The organism is Azonexus sp. (genome assembly GCF_049652925.1).
In the GTDB taxonomy this organism is placed as follows: domain Bacteria; phylum Pseudomonadota; class Gammaproteobacteria; order Burkholderiales; family Rhodocyclaceae; genus Azonexus.
Genome location: NZ_JBASFI010000040.1, coordinates 220,529 through 242,749 on the forward strand (window position 1 = coordinate 220,529; position 22,221 = coordinate 242,749).

Sequence of the window (22,221 nt, forward strand, 5' to 3'; positions counted from 1 at the left end):
GCATTAAATCACGCCTCACTCTGAACAGAGCCCCATGCTAAAAACTCAAATCGTCGAAGGCCTCGAAGTCTTCTCCTGCCTGCCTTCCCGCAAGACCACCAAACCGGCGCTACTCTTCGTGCACGGCGCCTTCGCCGGCGGCTGGATGTGGACCGAAACCTTCATGCCCTTTCTCGCCAAGGCAGGCTACCCATGCTATGCCCTGTCGCTGCGCGGCCACGCCGGGAGCGCGGGTGGTGAGCATATCAACTGGCATTCGATTGGCGATTACGTCGATGACGTCAAGACAGTCGTCGACTGGCTGGGCGAAGCACCGGTCCTGATCGGTCATTCGATGGGTGGCTTCATAGTCCAGAAATATCTCGAACATCGCGAAGCACGGGCCGTCGCCCTGGTCTGTTCGGTGCCACCGCAAGGCCTGATCGCCTCCCAGTTCCACCTGATGTTCAACAAGCCACAGCTGTTCCAGGAAATCAATCAGATCATGGACGGCAAATACACCGACACCGGAACGCTGCGCGAAGCGTTGTTTGCCGGAGAGGTCGATGAAACGATGCTGGCCGCCTGGCTGAGCCGGATGCAGCCGGAATCGCACCGGGCGCTATGGGACATGTCGATGTTCAGCCTGCCCAACCTCTACGCCATGCACCGGCCGCCCATGCTCATCCTTGGCGCCGAAGATGACGTTTTGGTGCCCGCTTTCCTGGTCCAGACGACCGGACAGACCTACGGCGAACACGTCCATATCTTCCGCGACATGGGCCACGCCGTGACCCACGAAAAAGAATGGCCGCTTGTCGCGGCCACCTTGCGTGACTGGCTGGATGAAATCAAACCTTGACGTCGACCGCGTTGCCCAAGTTTGGCGGGTTGCTCGTCACTTGCGGCAAGGCTTCCAGCAACTGCGCCGCATTCTGGGCCTGAATGTCCATCGCCTTCTTGAGAACCGCCGTATTGGCGGCGTCCCTGATCTCCACGGGCGACATGGCGGAGGTCAAACTGCCTACAGAAGAAACATCCATCTTGCACTCACTCCAATTCGGACACATTATTAGTTCACTGTAGTCGAACTATTCGCCAATTCAATGAGTAATTCCGAAAAATCTGGACCGCTGTCAGCCATTCTCGAAGCCATCCGCGCCAAACGCGAGCGCAAGATCGGTACGGGAAAGGATATCGCCGAGCTTGAAGCCGCGCTGCTTGCCGACATCGAGACTTTCGATCTGGATGCCGCCGAACGGCGTGCCCGTCGGGAATATCTGGCCAACTCCGGCGCCGGCATGACTGATCCGACACTCGTTTTCCCCGAGATCGCGCCAGCCAGACCCGCCGCGAAGCCGCTCGAAGTCAAAGTGGCTGAAGCAGCCGGAGCCAAGGCTCCCGAGCCGCCAGCCAATATAGAAAACGAGCCGGAACTCGGCAGCAGCTTCCTTGATCAGCTAAGACAGCGAGCTGAAGTACGGCAGCGTGAAATCCATAGCGCCCTGGCCGAACGCACCTCGGTCAACGAGGCGATCGACCAGGCCCTGAAACACCTCTTCTTCTATCTGCACGAACTGGTTCAGCAACTGAACATCATCAAGCCGGATGTCCCGCGCGATTACCCTCTGATCGAACAGTTCGAGCTGAATCAGCTGAGTTGGCAAGAGGGCTTCGCCGACTACCGGACGCAGTCGCAAAGCGCCGGGGCGCTGGTTGAGCTGGTCACTTTCTCGTATCACCTGAGCGGCAGCACGACGCTTCATGTCGAACGTGACGGGCCATCCGTAGAGCGATTCCGGGCCATGCTTTTTGACTTCGGCCTGCCGTTCACCTACAAGGAATTCAAGAACGAGCGCAGTTATGTCGAACGCGCCGAGTTTGAAATCCGCAGTGAAGTCAGCGTCAGCGCTCGCTGGCGGGCCGATTTTTCAAAGGGCGTCATCACCGTCGAAACACGCAACCTCGAACGACTCGGTAGCGCGCTCTACAACGTCCGGCCACAGTTCGTCGACCAAGCGCTGCTGGATGATTTCGGTCGCCTTGTTCTCGGCCAGCCGAACCGTTTCCGCGAACTGGCCAAGCGTCAATAGTTATAACCGGCGGCTCTGATCGCCGTTGGCAAAGCCGAGCAGTGGCTCATCCAGTCCGCGACCGATGGCGATCACCTTGAACAGCTCGCCCATTTCGTGTGGCATCAGCAACTTGCCGACCGCACCGGCAGCCCGGATGTAATCCGGTGTGGCGTGAGGAATTGCCGCCAGGCAGTCGAGAATCCCGCAATTCAGCAGGAACTGTCCCTGACTGGCATAACCAAGCAATTCCAGCCCGCTGGCGTGGGCTGCTGCAATAATTGCCGTGAAATCGACGTGGACCGTAACATCCTGCAATCCCGGCAAATAGAACGGATCGGGATGGGCATGATGACGGTAATGGCACATCAGCGTTCCGCGCCCCCGTTGCTGATGATAGAACTCGCGGCGCGGGAAACCATAGTCGATCAGCAGCAACGCCCCCTTGTCCAGGCGATGCCCCCATTCTGCCGCCCAGGCCCGCGCAGCAAGACTGATTTCACTCTCGAAGCCCGGTGGGAGGCTGCATTGCACACCGATCTCTTCGGCGGCAGCAAGCAGGGCACCGCTTGCCGGGCGCTCGTTCCACGTGAAACCACCAGACTCGTCGACGACAACGCCGCGCTCAAAAATTCCATCTTCCCGCCAGGCGACGATGTGGGCGGGCATGGCGTCAAGTAGCTCATTGGCAACGACAGCGCCGGAAAAATGCTCAGGCAGGCGATCCAGCCACTCCACCCGGAGCAACAGATGGGGCGCCGCCGCTGAGATCGTTTCGTGCTGGCGCTGGCGCAGATCGGCTGACAAATCGAGAATGAAGTAGCGTTCCGGCAAAGCCTCGGCGGTCTCCAGCGCGAGCAGCAAATCGGCCGCCAAGCGCCCCGAGCCAGCCCCCACTTCAAGTACCACGGGATGCGATGCGGCCATGACCTGAGCTACCTGACGGGCGAGCGCCTTCCCGAATAATCCGGTCATTTCGGGCGCCGTGACGAAATCACCTGCTGCGCCGAACTTGCGCGCCCCGGCTGCGTAGTAGCCAAGTCCCGGGGCGTAGAGAACGTGCTCCATGAAACGGGCAAAGGAAAGCCAGCCACCGGCGGCGGAAACCTCGTCGACAAGTCTTTGTTGCAAGCGCAGGCTGTGAGCAAGCGCTTCTGGCGCGGGGATCGGCAGGTTATTCATGGCAAGTTCAAAAAGTGTCAATTTTAAGGGCGCAACGAGAATTTCACCGCCGCCTATGCTATTTTTGCATTCTGCATCAAAGGAGGAAACACACCTTGCGCATCAAACAAATAATCAATCGCAAGCCGACGGAACTAGCCTCAGCGCTGAGTAATATCGAAACTGAAACGGCAGACCTGCTGCTGATTTTCGGCAGCGTAGAACACGTGACGTTCCCCGGCTTCCGCGAGTCGCTTAACAACGCTTTTCCTGATGCCTTGCTGCTTGGCTGTTCGACCGCCGGCGAAATCACCGTGGAGGGTGTCGATGATCAAACATGCACCGTCACTGCCATCAAGTTTGACCACACCAGCCTCTGTCAGGGTAGTACACGTCTGGCTGGCATGGAGGACTCCTTCGCTGCGGGCGAAAGACTGGGGCAACAGATTGCCGGGGCCGACCTAAAAGCCGTCCTTGTTTTCGGGCCCGGCGTACAAATCAACGGTAGCGCCCTGGTCAACGGCATAACCAGCGTCATTGGCAGCGCCATCCCGATTACCGGAGGTCTGGCCGGGGATGGCGGTGCGTTCAAGGAAACATTTACCATTGGCCCGGACGGCGTGGCCAACGACCACATCGTTGCCGTTGGCTTTAGTGGCGACGGACTGCGCTTCGGCCACGGCTCCTTTGGTGGCTGGGAACCTTTCGGCCCGGCTCGCAAGGTGACGCGCTGCGACGGCAATATCCTGCATGAACTGGACGGTGAGCCGGCGCTCGAAATCTATCGGCGCTACCTGGGCGAACACGCCAAGGGGCTTCCGGCATCGGGTCTGCTTTTTCCCTTCGCCATGCTCGGTGAAGACCATAGCGCAGTCGGCTTGATCCGCACCATTCTGGGCATAGACGAAACAAGCGGAAGCCTTATCCTGGCTGGCGAAATCGATCCTGATGGCTATTTGCGCCTGATGCACGCCAGCACCGACAAGCTGGTAAACGGGGCCGAATCGGCGGCGGAAGCAGCGGCGGCCATGTTGCAGGGCAACGGCGAAAGCCTGGCGATTCTGGTCAGCTGCGTCGGGCGAAAACTGGTCATGGGCGACCGTGTCGATGAAGAGGTCGAGGCTGTCGGCGATGTATTTGGCCAGGCAGGTGTATTGACCGGCTTCTACTCCTATGGAGAAATCAGTCCGTTCACTCCCGGCGCGTCGTGCAAACTGCACAATCAGACAATGACCATCACCTGCCTGAGCGAGGCCTGACCTAAACCTCATGCAAAAAGCGCTTCTCCGTCAGTTGAAACGCAGCCTCGGGATTGGCAGCGAAGCCGAACTGGCTGCGCTGCTGAACTCAATGAGCCTCGCAGCAACGACGGCGGATCCCGCCTTGCGAACCGCGCTGGATGGTTTTGGCGATTTTCTGAAGCGCGTTGATATCAGCTACGAGCAATACGAGCGCGATCTGGATTTGCGCACCCGCAGCCTGGAAATTTCCTCGTCCGAGCTCTCTGACAGCAACGAGAAACTGCGTCTGTCGCTGGCAGACCGCGAAAATGCACTGCGTTCCCTGCGGAATACAGTCCGGCATTTGTTACCGGACACCGATCCGGGTGATCAGGTTGATTCGTTTGCCGATGAAGACATCGCCGAACTATCCAAGCGAATCGCTTCGATGGTCGCCGAAAGTGAGCACGGTCGCCGTGAGCTGGCGACGCAGAAATTCGCCCTTGATCAGCATGCCATCGTCAGTATTACCGACACTGCCGGCACAATCCTGTATGCCAACGACCGTTTTTGCGACATCAGCGGTTATACCCGTGAGGAGCTCCTCGGCCGCAACCATCGCATCATCAATTCCGGCACCCATCCAACCGAAATGTTCCGCGACATGTGGCAGACCATCTCGCTTGGGAAGGTCTGGCGTGGCGAAGTCTGCAACCGGGCGCGAAACGGAGACTTGTACTGGGTGAATGCGACGATTGTTCCGTTGCTCAATGCCGCCGGAGAACCGGAACGGCACATCGCCATCCGTACCGATATTACCGACCGCAAGCGCATCGAGGCACAGCTCTCGGAACAACTCCATCTGGTTGAAGAGCTGATCGAAGCAATCCCGCTACCGGTTTATCTGAAAGATAGCGCAGGACGCTATGTTCGCCTGAACAAGGCCTTCGAGCTGTTTTTCCAGATCAGTCGCGAAGAACTGCTCGGTCACACGCTGAACGACCTCCTGCCGCCGGAAGATGCCAGCCTGCACACTGAAAAAGACGCCGAGCTGTTTGCCAACAAGGGCATGCAGTCGTACGAGGCCTCCGTGCACAGCAGGGATGGGCTGATTCACGATACGGTCTACCGTAAAGCGGTGCTGACTCGACGAGACGGAAGCGTTTCCGGCTTGCTCGGTGTCATCGTCGACATCACCGAGCGGAAGCGGGCCGAGGTCGAAGTCCTCCGCGCCAAGGAGGCAGCCGAAGCAGCCAGCCGGGCGAAAAGCGATTTCCTGGCCAACATGAGTCACGAGATTCGTACGCCGATGAACGGCGTCATCGGCATGACCGATTTGGCCCTGGAAACGGCGTTGACCGCGGAACAGCGGGAATACCTGACCATCGCCAAGTCATCCGCCGAGTCGCTACTCACGATCATCAACGACATCCTCGATTTTTCGAAGATTGAAGCCGGCAAGCTGCTCGTCGAGGAAATTTCCTTCGATCTGTATCGCCTCATCGCCGAAGTCCTTAAACCGCTGGCCCTGCGCGCCCACGAAAAGGGGATCGAACTGCTCAGCGAGGTGTTGCACGATGTCCCTCGCTACGTTCGAGGCGACCCCAGCCGCATACGGCAAGTGCTGGTCAATCTGGTCGGCAACGCCATCAAGTTTACCAACGATGGCGAAATCGCCTTGCGCACCGAACTGCTGCAGTTGCAGGACGGCCACGCGATCGTCCATTTTTCGGTGCGCGATACCGGCATCGGTATCGCTCCCGACAAGCAGGATCTGATTTTCGACGCCTTCTCGCAGGAAGACACATCGACGACCCGAAGGTACGGTGGCACCGGTCTTGGCCTGTCTATCTGCCGCCGTCTGGTCGAACTGATGGGTGGCCGAATCTGGCTGCACAGCCAGATGGGCGAGGGCAGCACCTTCCACTTTTCGGTGCAACTTGAGTTGTCGGAGCAGGCAACATCCGCCCAGGGGAGTCAGGTCAATCTGGTCGGCCGCCGCATCCTTGTGGTCGACGACAATGCCACCAACCGGCGCATCTTGAGCAGCATGTTGAGCTTGCTGAAAACCATTCCCCGCGCTGTCGATTCGGCTCAGGCGGCGCTGGCGTTAATGGAAGAGGGCAACACTGATTTCGATTGCATCCTGCTCGATGCGCAAATGCCTGAAATGGATGGATACGAACTGGCGCGCCGCCTGCACGCCACCTACAAATACCTGCCGCCCATGTTGATGCTCTCCTCCGGCGCCCTGCGTGGCGATGCTCAACGATGTCAGGAAGCCGGAATCGCCGGATTTTTCTCCAAACCCATTTCGCTGGACGAGTTGCATGCTGCTCTGGGGCGCCTGTTCGACAACGCGCCCATCACCAATGACGCGACAGGAGCACCGCTGGTCACCCGCCATTCGCTGCGCGAAGCCCGGCGCGCCCTGAATATACTGCTTGTCGAAGATCATCCGACCAACCAGAAACTGGCCCTCGGCCTGCTCGGCAAATGGGGACACCAAGCAACACTGGCCAGAAACGGCCAGGAAGCGCTCGATATTCTGGCCACCCGGTCCTTCGATGTGATCCTGATGGACATGCAAATGCCGGTCATGGGTGGCATCGAAGCAACGCAACGAATTCGCGCCCACGAGGCCGAACAGCAGATGATGCGCACGCCGATCATAGCGATGACTGCCGCTGCCATGCAGGACGACCGCGATGCCTGCCTGGCAGCCGGGATGGACGACTATCTGTCGAAACCAATCAGCGTCAAGGAGTTGCAGGAAAAACTGCAGTCGATTGGCGGAAACCACTGATTCAAAGCAGATTTTATTCGACGGACCGGTGACACAAGGTAAACTCGTCGTTTTTCAATTTCAGGCAATAAATCCGGTTGACCGTGGCAAGCACGCTGCATGGTCGGCACCCCGCCCTTATTCCTTGCCCCATGACCCAATCGAACAACCTGCTAAAGCTGCGCAAATATCTGGAAGGCCGTACCGGCAAGGCAATCATCGACTTCAACATGATCGAGGAGGGCGACACCGTGCTCGTCTGCGTTTCGGGAGGCAAGGATTCCTACACGCTGCTCGCCATGCTCATGGCACTGCAAAAGCGCGCGCCGGTCAAATTCCGCCTGATCGCCATGAATCTTGATCAGAAGCAGCCCGGCTTTCCGGCTGACATCCTGCCACGCTACTTCGAATCGATCGGCATCGAGCATCGAATTGTCGAAGCCGACACCTATTCGGTCGTCAAGGAAAAGATCCCGGAAGGGAAGACTACCTGTTCGCTCTGTTCGCGCCTGCGGCGTGGCGTCATCTACCGTACAGCCAAGGAACTCGGCGCCAACAAGATAGCCCTCGGCCATCACCGTGATGACATGGTCCATACGCTATTTCTCAACATGCTTTTCGGCGGCAAGCTCAAGGCCATGCCGCCCAAGCTCGTCACCGACGACAAGGCGCATATCGTCATCCGGCCACTCGCCTATTGCGCCGAGGCCGATATCGCAAAATTCGCGCGCGGCATGGAATTTCCGATCATCCCCTGCAACCTGTGCGGCTCGCAGGACAACCTGCAACGCCAGAAAATCCGGGAAATGATGCAGGACTGGGACAAGCGCTATCCCGGCCGTACCGAGTCCGTATTCACAGCCATGCAGAATGTCGTTCCTTCCCACCTGGCAGATGGCGACTTGTTCGATTTCCATGGGCTGACTCTGGACACTCCTGTCGAAGAAGGCGATATTGCATTCGACCTCCCGGAAATGCCGATCAGCGGGACAATCCCGATAAGCCTTTCGGCATAATGCAGAAGCGGCACGATCAACATATAATAAGCAGTCGTTAATCCATGGACTCCAGGTAGACAATGAGTGCCACGCAACGAAAACTGATTGTGATGTTCGCCGATGTCTCCGGCAGCACCGCGCTTTTCGAGCGTCTTGGCGACAAAGAGGCAATGCACGCTGTTGAACGTTGCCTCAAGCGTATGAAGCGATCCATCGATGGCTACAAGGGCAAGACCATACAGGTTGTCGGAGACGAGTTGCTGGGTGCCTTTGAAACAGCTGAAGATGCATGTCAGGCGGCGATCGACATGCAACAGCGGATCGCCGATCTGCCCCCCGTTTCCGGCCTGAAATTGACTATTCGCATCGGTTTGCATTGCGGAGAAGTGTCTGACGATGGCAAAAAACTAACAGGCTCAGCCATCTCCACGGCCGCGCGTATCGCCGGTATTGCTCGGCGAGATCAGATTTTGTGTAGCTCGCTTCTGGTTGAGGCTCTGTCCGAACCCTGCTTCATTTCTGCCGACCCCGTACCAGAACTTGGTAGCGTTCCTGAAGACGGCGAAGCATTGGCGCTTTTCCAGATCAACTGGCCAAACTATCAAGGTGCAACCGCCAATTCGGCACATTCAGCTTTTGGCCCAAGCAGCACCGCCCCTCCTGAACGGCTATGCGTTCGCCATCGCGGCAAAGCCTTCCTGCTTGACGACAAAACCCCGGTCCTGACTATCGGCCGGGATCTTGGCTGCAAGCTGATCATCGATGACCGCAAGGCCTCGCGCCAGCATGCTCGGGTCGAACGGCGCAACGATGGCTTTTATCTGATCGACACCAGCACAAATGGCTGCTTCGTGACCCTGTCAGGGCGTCAGGAAGTTATGGTCCGGCGCCATGAAATTCAACTCGAAAGTCGTGGCCAGATCAGTTTTGGCAATTCCGGTAGCGATCCGCTGGCCGATATTGCCGAATTCGAGCACTTGTAAAAAAGTCGGCCATCCGCAGATGGCCGACTATTCCCCGTACGGGTTGATTACTTGGCTGCAGCGTCGGCCGCGCACTTCTTCATAAAGCTGTTCTTGGCAGCACCAGCCAGTTTCTTTTCCTTGGCGGCGGCGGCACAAGCTTCGTTTTCCGGAGCAGCACCGGCGTCTCGGGTGCACTTCTTCATGAAGCTGTTTTTCGCGGCACCAGCCAGCTTTTTCTCGGCGGCCTGCGCAGCACAATCATCAGCGGCAAAAGCAGTGGTAGCAGTAAATGCGACAATCAACAGAGCAATCAATTTCTTCATTGGGAGTCCCCTCTATAAGGTTTGAAACGCCGATGTACTATCGGCGATTCATGCGTCATCGTCAAGCATCGTACGCTGCTGACGATCCATGAAATCCTGCATGCTGTCGATCCCCCGCAACTGAAGAATCGTGTTGCGCACAGCCGCTTCGAGCAAGACTGCCAGATTGCGGCCAGCCGCCACGGGAATGACAACCTTGCGAATCGGAACGCCGAGCACTTCATGGGTTTGGGCATCGAGCGGTAAACGTGGCGCATCGGCAGCCGTCGACGTTCTTTGCAGGTGAACGATCAGCTTGAGTTTCATTTTCCGGCGCGAAGCCGTTTCGCCAAAGATTGTCCGGATATTGAGCAAGCCAAGCCCGCGCACCTCAAGAAAATCGCGAAGCATTCCGGGGCAACGGCCTTCAATAGTGGTCGGCGCAATTCGGGCCATTTCGACAACATCGTCGGCAACCAGCCCATGGCCCCGAGAAATAAGCTCCAGCGCCAACTCAGACTTGCCTACCCCGGAGTCGCCGGTAATCAGGACGCCCATCCCGAGAACATCCATGAAGACGCCATGGAGGCTGACCGTATCGGCCAGGCGTGCAGACAGGTAAATGCGCAGCAGATCAATGATTGCCGAACACGGCTTGGGTGAAAAAATCAGCGGTGTCGTCAATTGGGTGCAAGTCTCGACCACCAATGGCGGTGGCGTCAGGCCATCCGCGACGATGACGGCTGGCGGTTGGGCCCCGAGCAGATCACTGAGCATCTGTGCGAAGCGACGCTCGCCAATGCGCATGGCCCACTCATATTCCGCCAGACCAAGGACCTGCAGACGCTCCGGATGAATAATATTGATGTGGCCAACCAGATCGGCACCGTAGTTATTGGAGCCCTTGATCTCGATGCGGCGGTCAGCATGGGGGACGATATTCCAGCTCAACAGCAACTTTTCGCGGTTGTCCTCGTAAAGCTGAACCAGGCTTACGTGACGCACGAACTAAACTCAGCCCTGAAAAAGGGCGACTACGGCGGCTGGATCAGCCGCGGCGTGCAATTTTTCGCGGAATGCCCGATCGGAAAAGTTCTGGGCCAACTCGGAAAGTATCTGCAGGTGCTGCTCGGTCGCTTGCTCGGGTACCAATAGCACGAAGAGCAGATCGACGGGTCGCCCGTCCGGCGAATCAAAAGGAACCGGTGTTGCCAGACGCAGGAAGGCGCCAACGGCTTGTTTCAGCCCTTTGATTCGACCATGGGGAATCGCTACACCCTGACCCAAGCCGGTGGAACCAAGCTTTTCGCGGGCGAACAAGCTATCGAAAATGATCGATCGGGCAAGACCAAGGCGATTTTCGAAAAGCATGCCTGCTTGCTCGAAGACCCGCTTCTTGCTGCTGGCTTCAAGATCGAGCAGTACCTGATCGGTTGATAGAAGGTTGGTTAGGGGATTCATAGGGAAGGTTGGAAAAACAAAGGCCGCAGCCTGTTACGGTGCGGCCCGTTCAACGCTTATTCAGCGACGGTGTGCAGCCCCGGCTTGTCACCGCGATGGTGGTCCTGGACTTTTTGCTTGTACTTCTGAACCTGACGGTCCAACTTGTCGAACAAGGCATCGATTGCGGCGTAGAGATCATCACCGGATTCTTCGACGTGAATATCCTTGCCAGGCACGTGGAGCGTGACTTCACCTTTCTGCTTGAGCTTCTCAACCGACAACACGACGCTGACGCCGGTTACCTTGTCAAAATGGCGGATCACGGGATCCAGCTTGTTTTCGACGTATTCGCGAAGTGCCGGGGTAACTTCAATGTGGTGACCACTGATCTGCAGATTCACTTTATTCTCCTCTCTCTACAGGGTCTTGCGTAAATTGACCGGTGGGATGTTGAGCGACTCGCGGTATTTTGCAACCGTCCGTCTGGCAACTACGATTCCCTGCTGGCCTAGTATTTCGGATAATTGACTATCCGACAAGGGCTTCTTGCCATCCTCGGCCGAGATCAACTGCTTGATCAGCGCCCGGATGGCCGTAGCAGAACAGGCACCACCGGTATCGGTGGAGACATGACTGCCGAAGAAGTATTTGAGTTCGAAGATGCCACGCGGCGTCGCCATGTATTTCTGGCTGGTGACGCGCGATACGGTCGACTCGTGCAAACCGAGAATATCGGCAATTTCGCGCAGGACAAGCGGCCGCATGGCGACTTCACCGTGCTCGAAGAACTGACGCTGGCGATCGACAATGGCCTGCGTCACGCGGTGTATGGTCTCGAAACGCTGCTGGACGTTCTTGATCAGCCAGCGGGCTTCCTGCAACTGCGTAGACAGATGGCCATTGCCGCGCCGCTGCTTGGAAAGAATTTCGGCGTAAAGACGGTTTATGCGCAGGCGCGGGTAAGCATCGGGATTGATGTACGCAGTCCACTTCCCCTTGAGCTTCTTTACGATCACGTCCGGCGTGATGTAGCGGGCTTCGATCTGCGAAAAGCGGGAGGCCGGTCGCGGATTCAGACTGGTTATCACCGATTGAGCCGCCTTCAGCAACTCGTCGTCACAACCAGTCAGGCGACGGATCTTGGCGAAATCGCGGGCGGCCAGTAGCTCCAGATGCTTCTGGACAATAGTCAAAGCCAGATCCCGGACCTCATCGCCGCGCGGCAAGGCTTTAAGCTGCAGGGCCAGACATTCCTGCAAGTTTCGGGCACCAATCCCGACTGGATCGAAGTTCTGGATGAGATGCAGTGCAATTTCCAGTTCTTCGATTTCAATTTCGTACTCCGGCGGCAGCGTTTCCCAGAGCTCCTCCAGCGTAGCCGACAGGTAGCCGTCGTCGTCAAGTGCCTCGATAAGGAAACGCACCAGACTGCGGTCGCGCTCCGAAACCTGGGTCATCCCGAGTTGCCAGCCAAGATGATCGCGCAGGCTGATGGTCGTGCCGTGAATGTCCTGCGAATCGCTGTCGTCATCTTCGTCGCGCCCGGCGCCGGTAAAGGTGCCAGCATCGGCCGCCCAGCGGTCGTCATCGACATCGGATGGGGCTGATGGAACATCCTGCTCGCGGTCGTCGCGCGCGTCACGTTCTTCGCGTTCGACCTTTTGTTCGCGTTCGCCTTCTGTGGTTTGCGGCGCATCGAACTGCTGAGCACTGGAAAAGGCCTCACCACCTTGCTCGTCCTCGCGCTCGAGCATGGGATTCTCAAGCAGATAACGCTCGAGTTCCTGCTGCATTTCGATCGTCGACAGCTGTAGCAGCTTGATCGACTGCTGCAGCTGAGGGGTCAGCGCCAGATGTTGGGAGAGTTTTAGCTGGAGTGCCGGCTTCATTGGTTGGGGTCGGTTTCTATCTAACGGTCAGAGCTTGAAGTGCTCGCCGAGATAAACCTTTCGTACGCTTTCATTATCAACGATTTCGTCCGGCCGTCCAGCCGCCAGAACGTTTCCGGCGTTGATAATATACGCGTGGTCGCAAATACCCAGGGTCTCGCGGACATTGTGGTCGGTGATCAGGACGCCGATTCCGCGCTCCTTGAGGAAGCGGATGATTTTCTGGATTTCGAGCACGGCGATCGGGTCCACCCCGGCAAACGGCTCGTCGAGCAGAATAAAACGGGGATTGGTCGCCAGCGCGCGGGCAATTTCAACGCGGCGCCGCTCGCCTCCGGACAGCGCCGACGCATTGACGTGGCGAACATGGCTGATGTGCAGTTCGCCCAGCAGCCCCTCGAGGCGATCGTTCAGCTCGGCTTCGGGCAAATTGAGCAGCTCGAGAATGGCGCGTATGTTTTCCTCGACATTGAGCTTGCGGAAAACTGAAGCTTCCTGCGGCAGGTAGGACAGGCCGAGCCTGGCCCGGCTATGCATCGGCAGGTGAGTCAGGCGATTGTCGTCGATATAGACCTCGCCGCCATCCGCCGCAACTAGTCCGACTATCATGTAGAAACAGGTGGTCTTGCCGGCACCGTTTGGACCCAGAAGACCGACAACTTCACCGGACTTGACCTCGAAAGAGACGTCCTCGACGACAGTCCGCGCCTTGTAGCGCTTCTTGAGATTGTGGGCCGAGAGTTTGGCTGCCGGCATGTTCATTCATCGACTCCCTGCATGGCCCGCCGGATGGCGTCGTTGGAAAAACCACGATATTGCAGGAAACGCATCTGTTTGCCACGCTCTTCGGCAGTTTCCGGCGGTCGACCGAATTTCTTGGCCCAAATGGCCCGGCAACGCTCGGTTTCATCACCGGCTTCGGGCAGGGCCGCGGCAATGTCAGTGTCGCTGACGCCTTGCTGCCTCAGTTCCTGGCGTAGGCGCGCATCGCCATAACGTCTGCCCCGCACGGCGACGCGCTGGGTGGCGTAGCGGCAGTCAGAGAGCAGGCGTTCGGCTTGCAGGGTATCGAGAACGGTCGACAGCTCCTCCGCGGATTCGGCATGCGGAGCGAGCTTGGCCTGCAAGCCGGCCCTGCTGTAATCGCGCCGGGTCAGCAGTTGCAGGGCGCGAACGCGCAGGTCAGGCATCCGCCGCAGCCGCCTTGGTCGGCTTGATGACGGTGGTGCTGGCCGCTTCGCGGATCTTGGCTTCGATTTCCTGGGCAATTTCCGGGTGCGACTTCAGGAATTCGCGAGAATTGTCCTTGCCCTGGCCAATCTTTTCGCCCTTGTAGGAATACCAAGCGCCGGATTTTTCGACCAATTTGTGCGCCACGCCCATTTCGACCACTTCGCCCTGACGGGAAATGCCTTCGCCGTAGAGGATGTCGAAGATGGCTTCGCGGAAAGGCGGGGCGACCTTGTTCTTGACGACCTTGACCTTGGTTTCGCTGCCGATGACTTCGTCGCCCTTCTTAATCGCGCCGATGCGGCGGATGTCGAGGCGGACGGAGGCGTAGAACTTCAGCGCATTGCCGCCGGTCGTCGTTTCCGGCGAGCCGAACATGACGCCGATCTTCATGCGGATCTGGTTGATGAAGATGACCAGCGTGTTGGTCTTCTTGATATTAGCGGTCAGCTTGCGCAGGGCCTGGCTCATCAGACGGGCGTGCAGGCCAACCATCTGGTCGCCCATTTCGCCTTCAATTTCAGCGCGCGGGGTGAGGGCGGCGACGGAGTCGATGACAATAATGTCGACCGAACCGGAACGAACCAGCATGTCGGCGATTTCAAGAGCCTGTTCGCCGGTATCCGGCTGCGAGATCAGCAAATCGCCGACGCTGACGCCGAGCTTCTGGGCATATTGCGGGTCGAGCGCGTGTTCGGCGTCGATGAAGGCGGCAACACCACCGATTTTTTGCATTTCGGCAATGACTTGCAGACAAAGCGTGGTCTTGCCGGAAGATTCCGGACCATAGATTTCAACGACGCGGCCGCGCGGCAGGCCGCCGACGCCCAATGCGATGTCCAGACCGAGCGAGCCGGTAGACACGACCTGAATGCCTTCGTCGATTTCAGCATCGCCCATCTTCATGATGGAGCCTTTGCCAAACTGCTTTTCAATCTGTTGCAGCGCCGCGGCGAGCGCCTTTGCCTTGTTGTCGTCCATGGTGTTACCTCGGAAATTTGAGCGGATTATGGCACAGGGGCCAAAGATGGAATAGAAATTGCTGAGCTTGATCGACTGGCTGATTGCTTCGGATAGGTCATCAGCAGTCGTCAATTTCAGCGATTACACGGACCGGACGGGTTATATTTCCTGCCCGCTCCGTCTTTACTTTTATACTGTGTATAAATACAGTACATATACCATGGCCGCTTGGCAAGAAAATTCTGCATTCAAATCAACGCTCGGCAAGCTGCTGCTCAGTGTTTCACTGTCCGTCCTGGCGCCCCAAGGCTGGGCCAAACCTGCGCCGTGGTACTGGTGGGCGAGCCACTCGACTGACCACCGCGTCTGCGCGCAGACTTCGCCCGGCGCCGGCTGGTTTCGTGAGAGCACGGCGTTCAGGGACAGCGGCTGCAGTATCCGGGTGAAGGCATTTTGACGGCCTATTTGCCGCCGCCCGACAACGGGCTGGCCATCATCCATGTCGATAACGAAATCATCGTCGTCGACAAACCGGCCGGGCTGCTATCCGTGCCGGGGCGCGGTGAAGGCATGGACGACTGCCTGGCATCGCGCGTCCAGGCCCGGTTTTCCGATGCGCTGATTGCTCATCGCCTCGACATGTCGACCTCCGGCCTGCTGGTCCTGGCCCGTGGTGCGGAAATGCACCGGCAGCTGTCGCGATTTTTTCGCGAGCGGCAGATCGACAAACGTTACGTCGCCGTCGTGCACGGGCAAATGGTGGAGGAGAGCGGCGAGGTTGAGTTGCCGCTAATCTGCGACTGGCCGAATCGGCCGCGACAAAAGGTCGATTTCGAGATCGGCAAGCCGTCGCTGACCCGTTTCCGCGTCGTCAGCCGCGATCCAGCCGCCAATACGACGCGGGTCGAACTCGAGCCGATCACTGGCCGCTCGCACCAACTGCGCGTCCACATGGCCTCGCTCGACCACCCTATTCTTGGCGACGACCTCTATGGCGGCGAAGCGACTGCGCTGGCTGATCGACTGCTGTTGCACGCCATGGATTTAGGCCTTTTTCACCCGCTGACCGCAGCAGCCATTCAATTTCATTCCGACGCCCCGTTTTGACGCTGCGAAACCGCGCAACGACCGTATAATTTTTGCGTTTTTAATCCTTTTTTCCGGTTGACCGTAGGATCATGCTGATCTGGTTCGTCGTCCTCTATCTGATGGTTTCCATCGGCATCGGCCTGTTTGCCGCGACCCGCGTCCATAGCGCCAAGGATTTCGCCGTCGCTGGCCGCCACCTGCCGCTGCCGGTCGTCACCGCCACTGTCTTCGCCACCTGGTTCGGCGCCGAAGCGGTGTTCGGCGTCTCCGCTACCTTCGTCAAGGACGGCCTGACCGGCGTTGTCGCTGACCCCTTCGGCTCGTCGATGTGCCTGATCATCGCCGGCGTCTTCTTCTCACGGAAGCTCTACAAACTCAACATCCTGACGCTCGGCGACTACTTCCGCCTGCGCTACAACCGCACGGTCGAGGTGCTGACCACGCTGTGCATCGTCGCTTCCTACCTCGGCTGGGTGTCGGCCCAGATCAAGGCGCTCGGGCTGGTTTTCAATGTCGTCACCGCCGGCTATGTCAGCCAGACCGCCGGCATGATCCTCGGCGCCGCCATCGTGCTGACTTACACGACCTTCGGCGGCATGCTCTCGGTGGCCATCCTCGATTTCGTCCAGATGGGCGTCATCATGGGCGGCATGCTGTACATCGGCTACGTCGTCTCCGGGCTGACCGGCGGCGTCGAAATCGTTATCAATCACGCCTCGGCGGCAGGCAAGCTCGACTTCTTCCCGCCGCCCGACCCGTGGCTGTGGCTGACCTTCCTCGGTGCCTGGATCACCATGATGCTCGGCTCGATCCCGCAGCAGGACGTCTTCCAGCGCATCACCTCGGCCAAGAGCCAGCGCATTGCGCTGTGGGGCTCGATCCTCGGCGCCACTATCTATTTCTGCTTCACCTTCGTACCGATGTTCATCGCCTATTCGGCAACGCTGATCGACCCCGAGCTGTTCAACGGCCTGATGCAGACCGACTCGCAGCTCGTCCTGCCAACGCTGGTCCTCAACCACACGCCGGTCTTCGCCCAGGCCATTTTCTTCGGCGCCGTGCTGTCGGCCATCATGAGCTGCTCATCGGCTACCTTGCTGGCGCCATCCGTCGCCTTCTCGGAAAACATCGTGCGCGGCTTCTATCCGCACATGGGCGACCACCAGTTTCTCAAAGTGATGCGCGGCTCCATAGTCGTTTTCGCCGGCATCGTCCTTGGCTTCGCGCTGTATTCCAACGCCAGCATCTTCAAGATGGTCGAAAACGCCTACAAAATCACGCTGGCCGGCGCATTCGTGCCGCTTTTCTTCGGCGCCTTCTGGAAACGGGCGACGACGCAGGGTGCGCTGGCCGCCATTTTTGGTGGTCTGTCGGCGTGGATCCTTGTTGAAGTTTTGGTCAGTGTCAGCGGCCAACCGTCCGGCGCGCCCGAGTACGCCTACGCGCTGGTCGGCATCGGTCAGGCCGTGCCGCCGCAGTTGATCGGGCTGGGCGTCAGCATTCTCGGCATGATCGCCGGATCGCTGTTGCCGCAATGGGTCGGCCATCGGCTGCCGCATGAAGACATCCATGAAGCCCTGCATCACCGGGCGGCAGCGGAGACCCATCACGCGACGGAACATCCGCATCACCATTAAGCCTGCACGAAACAACCGGAAGCACAGGATTTGCCTGACAGTGTAACCAACCGTCACCCGAAATTGGCCTACGCCGCCATCATTGTTACGACACATAAGGGCTGACGGGCCGGCCAATCGCCCCTAAAATCGGGTCATGCCTCATCACGGTCGTGGCCCCATCCTGCTTTCCCGCTACCTGGCGCTTGCCTGGCTCGGGCTGGTCGTCTACGGCAGCCTGCATCCGTTTACCGGCTGGCGCGATACGGGGGTGTCGCCGATTGCCTTCCTCGATGGCGGCTGGCCGCGCTACTGGACGGTCTTCGACCTGGCCGCCAATGTCGCGGTATATCTGCCATTGGGCTTCTTTCTGACACTGGCGCTGAGCAGTCTGCCCTGGCGCTTCACCGCCCTGATCCTCGCCATATTGCTCACCTGCGGCGTCAGTTTCGGTCTCGAAACAGTTCAGACCTGGCTACCCTCGCGCGTGCCGTCCAATCTCGACCTCGCCTGCAACACACTGGGCGGGCTGTTCGGCGCGCTGTGGGCACAACATGTCGGACCACGCGTATTCGCCCGCATCGCTGCGCTGGAACACCGGCTGATCGCCCCCATCCCGCACGCCGAACTCGGCCTGACCTTGCTCGGCCTGTGGCTGCTCGTGCCGCTGTCGCCGGAAACACTGCTCTTTGGGGCCGGCGATGTACGACAGATTTTCGGATTGACCGGTGCCGTTCCATTCGCCGCCGAGAGTTTCGTCATGATCGAAGCCAGCATCACTGCCTTCAACGTTGTTGCCGTCGGTCTGATCGTCCGCATGCTGTGCGCACGGCTGCTCTTCGCCTACCTCATCGTGCCGCTCTTCCTGCTCCTCTGTCTGGTCATCAGCACGGTCTCCGCCGCCGTTCTGGTCAGCCCGGCCGATTCGCTGGCCTGGCTGACGCCGGGAGCCAAGCTCGGGCTGGCTGTTGGCTGTGGCATCCTCGCCGTCGCCATTGCACTGCCGGCAACGCCGCGCCTTATGATCGCCGCGCTGGCGCTGATGGCGGGTACAGTGCTGGTCAACATGGCACCGCCCAACCCCTATTCGGAAGCTGCGCTGGCCGTCTGGCGGCAAGGACACTTCCTGAATTTCAACGGTCTGACCCGATTGGTGGCTACCTTATGGCCCTTCCTGACCATTCCCTTCCTGCTGCTGACGACGCGCCGGACCTAGCCTGGCATGCCGACACGGCGGAGGCTGCCGCCCAGCGGCTGGATGTAGATCACGCCACCGGCCTGGCCGACGATGAAGCAGCGACACGACTTTCCCGCCACGGCCACAACCGCCTGACCGAGCGCCCGGGTAAACCGGCCTGGCGACGCTTTGCCGCCCAACTCGGGCAACCTCTCGTCATCGTCCTGATCGGCGCCGGGATCGTTACCGGCGCCTTGGGCGAAGTGGTCGACAGCAGCGTCATTTTCGGCGTCGTGATCGTCAACGCCCTCATCGGCTACTGGCAGGAGGCCAAGGCCGAAGGGGCGCTGGCCGCTTTGGCGCGCAGTGTCGCGACGCCCGTCACCGTGCGCCGCGGCGGCCAGCGCCAACAACTCGACGCAACGCAACTGGTGCCCGGCGACATCGTCATCCTCGCTGCCGGCGACCGCATTCCGGCCGACCTCCGGCTGATCCAGCAGCACGAACTGCACACCGACGATTCGATGCTGACCGGCGAATCGCAACCCGCCTCCAAGAATATCGCCGCGCTGCCGGCCGACACCATGCTGGCCGACCGCCTGAATATGGCTTACGCCGGCACCACGGTGGTGGCCGGGCAGGGCACCGGTCTGGTCATCGCTACCGGCGACGCCACCGAGACCGGGCGTATCGCCGACCTGATCGCCGCCGCCCCCGATCTGGTCACGCCGCTGACGCGCAAGATGGCAACTTTTTCGAGCTGGCTGCTGTGGGCCATCGGCGGCCTGGCGCTGCTCACTGTTGGCGTCGGACTGGCCCGCGGCGGCTCGGCGTTCGACATGTTCATCGCCGCCGTGGCGCTCGCCGTCGGCGCCATTCCCGAAGGCCTGCCGGCCGCCGTCACCGTCACGCTGGCCATCGGCGTCGCCCGCATGGCCAAGCGACGGGCCATCATCCGTCACTTGCCGGCGGTCGAGACGCTGGGCAGCACGACGATCATCTGTTCCGACAAGACCGGCACGCTGACCGAAAACGCGATGACGGTGCGCGCCCTGTGGTGCACCGGCGAGGGCTACGCGGTGGGTGGCCACGGCTATAACCCGGAAGGTGCGATCAGCCACGACGAAATGCCGGCCCCTAGCGAAGGAGCATTGCGCGAGGGCCTGATTGCCGGCGCACTGTGCAACGACGCCTCGCTGCGCCACGAACACGGCCAATGGAAGATCACCGGTGACCCGACCGAAGCCGCGCTGCTCGTCGCCGCGCGCAAAGGGGGGCTGGACGAACATACGCTGAGCGCACTCTTCCCGCGCGTGGACGTGCTGCCCTTCGACGCCAGCCGGCAGTTCATGGCCACCGCCCACGATGGCGACGGGCAAGCCGTTGTTTACGTCAAGGGCGCGCTTGAGCGACTCTTGCCGCTCTGCATCGATCAGCTTTCGGCCAGCGGCCAACCGCTTGCCATTGACCCCGCCGCCATCGAGAAAGTGGCCCACGCCTACGCCGAACAGGGCATGCGCGTGCTGTTGCTGGCCCGTCGGGATTTCAATTCCGGGCAAAATTTCCGGTTGACCGTGGAATCGGTCGACAAGCTCACGCTGATCGGCCTCGTCGGCATGATCGACCCGCCGCGCAAGGCCGCCATCGGCGCCATCCGCAACTGCCATTCGGCCGGCATCCGGGTCAAGATGATCACCGGCGACCACGCCGTCACGGCGCTCGCCATCTCCCGGCAGATCGGGCTCAATGCGGACAAAGCGCTGACCGGCCGCGAACTGGCCTTGCTCGACGACAGCGCGCTGGGCGAAGCCGCCCACAACGTCGAGGTCTTCGCCCGCGTCGAACCGGAACAGAAGCTGCGCCTCGTCCGCGCCCTGCAGGCCCGCGGCGAAGTCGTCGCGATGACCGGCGACGGCGTCAACGACGCGCCGGCGTTGAAGCAGGCCGACATCGGCATCGCCATGGGTCTGGCCGGCACCGAAGTGGCCAAGGGCGCGGCCGACATGGTCCTCACCGACGACAATTTCGCCAGCATCGAAGCGGCCGTCGAGGAGGGCCGCGGCGTCTGGGACAACCTCGTCAAATTCATCACGTGGACGCTGCCGACCAATTTCGGCGAAGGCCTGGTCATCGTCACCGCCATCCTCTTTGGCAGCACGCTGCCGATCACGCCGCTGCAGATTTTGTGGATCAACATGACCACCGCTGTGCTGCTCGGCCTGCCGCTCGCCTTCGAACCGATCGAACGCGGCATCATGCGCCGGGCGCCGCGCCGGCTCGACATGCCGGTCCTCGACGGCGGCCTGATCCGCCGCATCATCCTCGTCTCGGTCCTTCTCCTGGCCGGCTCCTTCGGCCTCTTTCTGCTTGAACTGGAACAGGGCCACAGCCTGGCCGAAGCACGCACCGTCGCCGTCAATGTCTTCGTCATGGTCGAAGCCGCCTACCTCTTCAACTGCCGCTCGCTGACCCAGGGCTTCTGGAAACAGGGGCTGTTTTCCAACCCGTGGATCTGGGCCGGCCTCGGCTGCATGGCCGCCCTGCAAATGGCTATGACCTACCTGCCGGTGATGAATCGGCTGTTCCAGACGGCGCCAATCGGGCTGGAAGAGTGGGCAAAAATCTTGGCTGTCGCCTTGCTCTCATCGATGCTCATCGGGATCGAGAAGTGGCTGTCCGGCATCAAGAGGAAAAAAAGCTAAACTTGGCGGATCGCCATTCGTAATCCTCCCGATGACCGCCCCCTGCCTGATGAAAGCCTGGTCTGCCTGCGAAGCCGAGTTGCTCGGTTATCTGCGGCACCGGGTCGGGTACATCGAGGATGGCGAGGAAGTGCTGCAGGAAGTTTTCATCAAGGCCATGCGTCAGGGGCAAGGGTTTTGTCGCATCGACAATCCGCGCGCCTGGCTTTTCCAGGTCGCGCGCAATGCCCTGGCTGATCGCCTGCGCGTCTCGCGGGAACATGTGTCGCTGCCGGATGATCTCGTCGCACCGCTGCACGATGCGCCGTCACCGGTCGATGATCTGAGCCAGTGCCTGCCGCGCGTGCTCTCCGAACTTTCCGCGACGGATCGCCAGGCCATCAGCTTCTGCGATATCGAAGGACGCTCGCAGCAGGAACTCGCCGATTTGCTCGGCCTGTCGCTATCCGGGGCAAAGTCCCGCCTGCAGCGCGCCCGCCAGCATCTGCGCCAAAAAATGGAAAGCGCCTGTCAGGTTCGCTACGATGAATCCGGGTCGGTTTGCGGTTTTACGCCGCGGCCGCGGCTGCCGGAGCAATGACGCCTGGCGCACAGAGCGGCGCCTTTTCTTCCGGAAAATACGGGTTGCGT

At 59.8% G+C, this 22,221-nt stretch carries 22 protein-coding genes; 12 read left to right on the forward strand and 10 right to left on the reverse strand.

Translation table 11 applies throughout. From position 1 onward, the window contains the following. The first annotated feature begins 34 nt into the window (after nt 1-34). A complete protein-coding gene (locus tag WBK19_RS19700; protein ID WP_511292770.1) occupies nt 35-841 on the forward strand; it encodes an alpha/beta hydrolase in 807 nt (268 codons plus the stop codon). Here WBK19_RS19700 and WBK19_RS19705 read toward each other — a convergent pair. Next, nucleotides 831-1,022, reverse strand: coding sequence for a YjfB family protein (locus tag WBK19_RS19705; RefSeq protein WP_511292771.1), 192 nt, complete (start codon nt 1,020-1,022; stop codon nt 831-833). The two genes, WBK19_RS19700 and WBK19_RS19705, sit on opposite strands and share 11 nt — an antisense overlap. A gap of 63 nt (nt 1,023-1,085) precedes the next feature. On the opposite strand from WBK19_RS19705, the gene WBK19_RS19710 reads away from it, so the two are divergent. Beyond that, nucleotides 1,086-2,072, forward strand: a complete 987-nt coding sequence (locus WBK19_RS19710) for a hypothetical protein (RefSeq protein WP_511292772.1) — start codon at nt 1,086-1,088, stop codon at nt 2,070-2,072. Here WBK19_RS19710 and WBK19_RS19715 read toward each other — a convergent pair whose 3' ends face one another. Next, nucleotides 2,073-3,233: a class I SAM-dependent methyltransferase gene (locus WBK19_RS19715; RefSeq protein ID WP_511292773.1), complete on the reverse strand. Its 1,161-nt coding sequence runs from the start codon at nt 3,231-3,233 to the stop codon at nt 2,073-2,075. Between the two features lie 95 nt (nt 3,234-3,328). On the opposite strand from WBK19_RS19715, the gene WBK19_RS19720 reads away from it, so the two are divergent. From WBK19_RS19720 to WBK19_RS19735, 4 genes are all read left to right on the forward strand, one after another. Then, the gene (locus WBK19_RS19720) at nt 3,329-4,471 is read left to right on the forward strand and encodes an FIST signal transduction protein (protein ID WP_511292774.1); all 1,143 of its coding nucleotides are present in this window, start codon (nt 3,329-3,331) and stop codon (nt 4,469-4,471) included. A 10-nt stretch (nt 4,472-4,481) separates the two neighbouring features. Further along, on the forward strand, nt 4,482-7,238 hold the full coding sequence (locus WBK19_RS19725) for a response regulator (RefSeq protein ID WP_511292775.1): 2,757 nt from the start codon (nt 4,482-4,484) through the stop codon (nt 7,236-7,238). A 131-nt stretch (nt 7,239-7,369) separates the two neighbouring features. Next, the gene (gene ttcA / locus WBK19_RS19730; protein WP_511292776.1) at nt 7,370-8,233 is read left to right on the forward strand and encodes a tRNA 2-thiocytidine(32) synthetase TtcA; all 864 of its coding nucleotides are present in this window, start codon (nt 7,370-7,372) and stop codon (nt 8,231-8,233) included. 62 nt (nt 8,234-8,295) lie between these two features. Next, a complete protein-coding gene (locus tag WBK19_RS19735; protein ID WP_511292777.1) occupies nt 8,296-9,198 on the forward strand; it encodes an FHA domain-containing protein in 903 nt (300 codons plus the stop codon). Between the two features lie 47 nt (nt 9,199-9,245). Here the strand turns inward: WBK19_RS19735 and WBK19_RS19740 are convergent, their stop codons facing one another. From WBK19_RS19740 to recA, 8 genes are read right to left on the reverse strand one after another with little or no spacing between them, the layout of a single operon-like run. After that, nucleotides 9,246-9,503 (reverse strand): hypothetical protein, encoded by a 258-nt coding sequence (locus WBK19_RS19740; protein WP_511292778.1) that lies wholly within the window; start codon nt 9,501-9,503, stop codon nt 9,246-9,248. Between the two features lie 48 nt (nt 9,504-9,551). After that, a complete protein-coding gene (gene hprK / locus WBK19_RS19745) occupies nt 9,552-10,487 on the reverse strand; it encodes an HPr(Ser) kinase/phosphatase (RefSeq protein ID WP_494646487.1) in 936 nt (311 codons plus the stop codon). Between the two features lie 9 nt (nt 10,488-10,496). After that, nucleotides 10,497-10,943, reverse strand: coding sequence for a PTS IIA-like nitrogen regulatory protein PtsN (ptsN, locus tag WBK19_RS19750; RefSeq protein ID WP_494646486.1), 447 nt, complete (start codon nt 10,941-10,943; stop codon nt 10,497-10,499). A gap of 56 nt (nt 10,944-10,999) precedes the next feature. After that, the gene (hpf, locus tag WBK19_RS19755) at nt 11,000-11,326 is read right to left on the reverse strand and encodes a ribosome hibernation-promoting factor, HPF/YfiA family (RefSeq protein WP_226403128.1); all 327 of its coding nucleotides are present in this window, start codon (nt 11,324-11,326) and stop codon (nt 11,000-11,002) included. A gap of 15 nt (nt 11,327-11,341) precedes the next feature. Next, nucleotides 11,342-12,814, reverse strand: a complete 1,473-nt coding sequence (locus WBK19_RS19760; protein ID WP_511292779.1) for an RNA polymerase factor sigma-54 — start codon at nt 12,812-12,814, stop codon at nt 11,342-11,344. Nucleotides 12,815-12,841: 27 nt separating this feature from the next. Further along, nucleotides 12,842-13,576: an LPS export ABC transporter ATP-binding protein gene (gene lptB / locus WBK19_RS19765; protein ID WP_511292780.1), complete on the reverse strand. Its 735-nt coding sequence runs from the start codon at nt 13,574-13,576 to the stop codon at nt 12,842-12,844. After that, the gene (gene recX / locus WBK19_RS19770; protein ID WP_511292781.1) at nt 13,573-14,004 is read right to left on the reverse strand and encodes a recombination regulator RecX; all 432 of its coding nucleotides are present in this window, start codon (nt 14,002-14,004) and stop codon (nt 13,573-13,575) included. The genes lptB and recX overlap by 4 nt, the downstream gene beginning before the upstream one ends. Continuing rightward, a complete protein-coding gene (recA, locus tag WBK19_RS19775; RefSeq protein WP_511292782.1) occupies nt 13,997-15,025 on the reverse strand; it encodes a recombinase RecA in 1,029 nt (342 codons plus the stop codon). The genes recX and recA overlap by 8 nt, the downstream gene beginning before the upstream one ends. 58 nt (nt 15,026-15,083) lie before the next feature. On the opposite strand from recA, the gene WBK19_RS19780 reads away from it, so the two are divergent. From WBK19_RS19780 to WBK19_RS19805, 6 genes are all read left to right on the forward strand, one after another. Beyond that, nucleotides 15,084-15,464 carry a hypothetical protein gene (locus tag WBK19_RS19780; protein ID WP_511292783.1) on the forward strand — a complete coding sequence of 127 codons (381 nt, stop codon included), beginning with the start codon at nt 15,084-15,086 and terminating at the stop codon, nt 15,462-15,464. Further along, nucleotides 15,458-16,114, forward strand: a complete 657-nt coding sequence (locus WBK19_RS19785) for a pseudouridine synthase (RefSeq protein ID WP_511293093.1) — start codon at nt 15,458-15,460, stop codon at nt 16,112-16,114. The genes WBK19_RS19780 and WBK19_RS19785 overlap by 7 nt, the downstream gene beginning before the upstream one ends. 71 nt (nt 16,115-16,185) lie before the next feature. Then, the gene (locus WBK19_RS19790) at nt 16,186-17,733 is read left to right on the forward strand and encodes a high affinity choline transporter 1 (RefSeq protein ID WP_511292784.1); all 1,548 of its coding nucleotides are present in this window, start codon (nt 16,186-16,188) and stop codon (nt 17,731-17,733) included. Nucleotides 17,734-17,869: 136 nt separating this feature from the next. Further along, the gene (locus WBK19_RS19795) at nt 17,870-18,928 is read left to right on the forward strand and encodes a VanZ family protein (protein ID WP_511292785.1); all 1,059 of its coding nucleotides are present in this window, start codon (nt 17,870-17,872) and stop codon (nt 18,926-18,928) included. After that, nucleotides 18,877-21,591, forward strand: coding sequence for a cation-transporting P-type ATPase (locus tag WBK19_RS19800; protein ID WP_511292786.1), 2,715 nt, complete (start codon nt 18,877-18,879; stop codon nt 21,589-21,591). The genes WBK19_RS19795 and WBK19_RS19800 overlap by 52 nt, the downstream gene beginning before the upstream one ends. A gap of 31 nt (nt 21,592-21,622) precedes the next feature. After that, complete coding sequence (locus tag WBK19_RS19805; RefSeq protein WP_511292787.1) at nt 21,623-22,171, forward strand: sigma-70 family RNA polymerase sigma factor; 549 nt, start codon at nt 21,623-21,625, stop codon at nt 22,169-22,171. Nucleotides 22,172-22,221 lie beyond the last annotated feature (50 nt).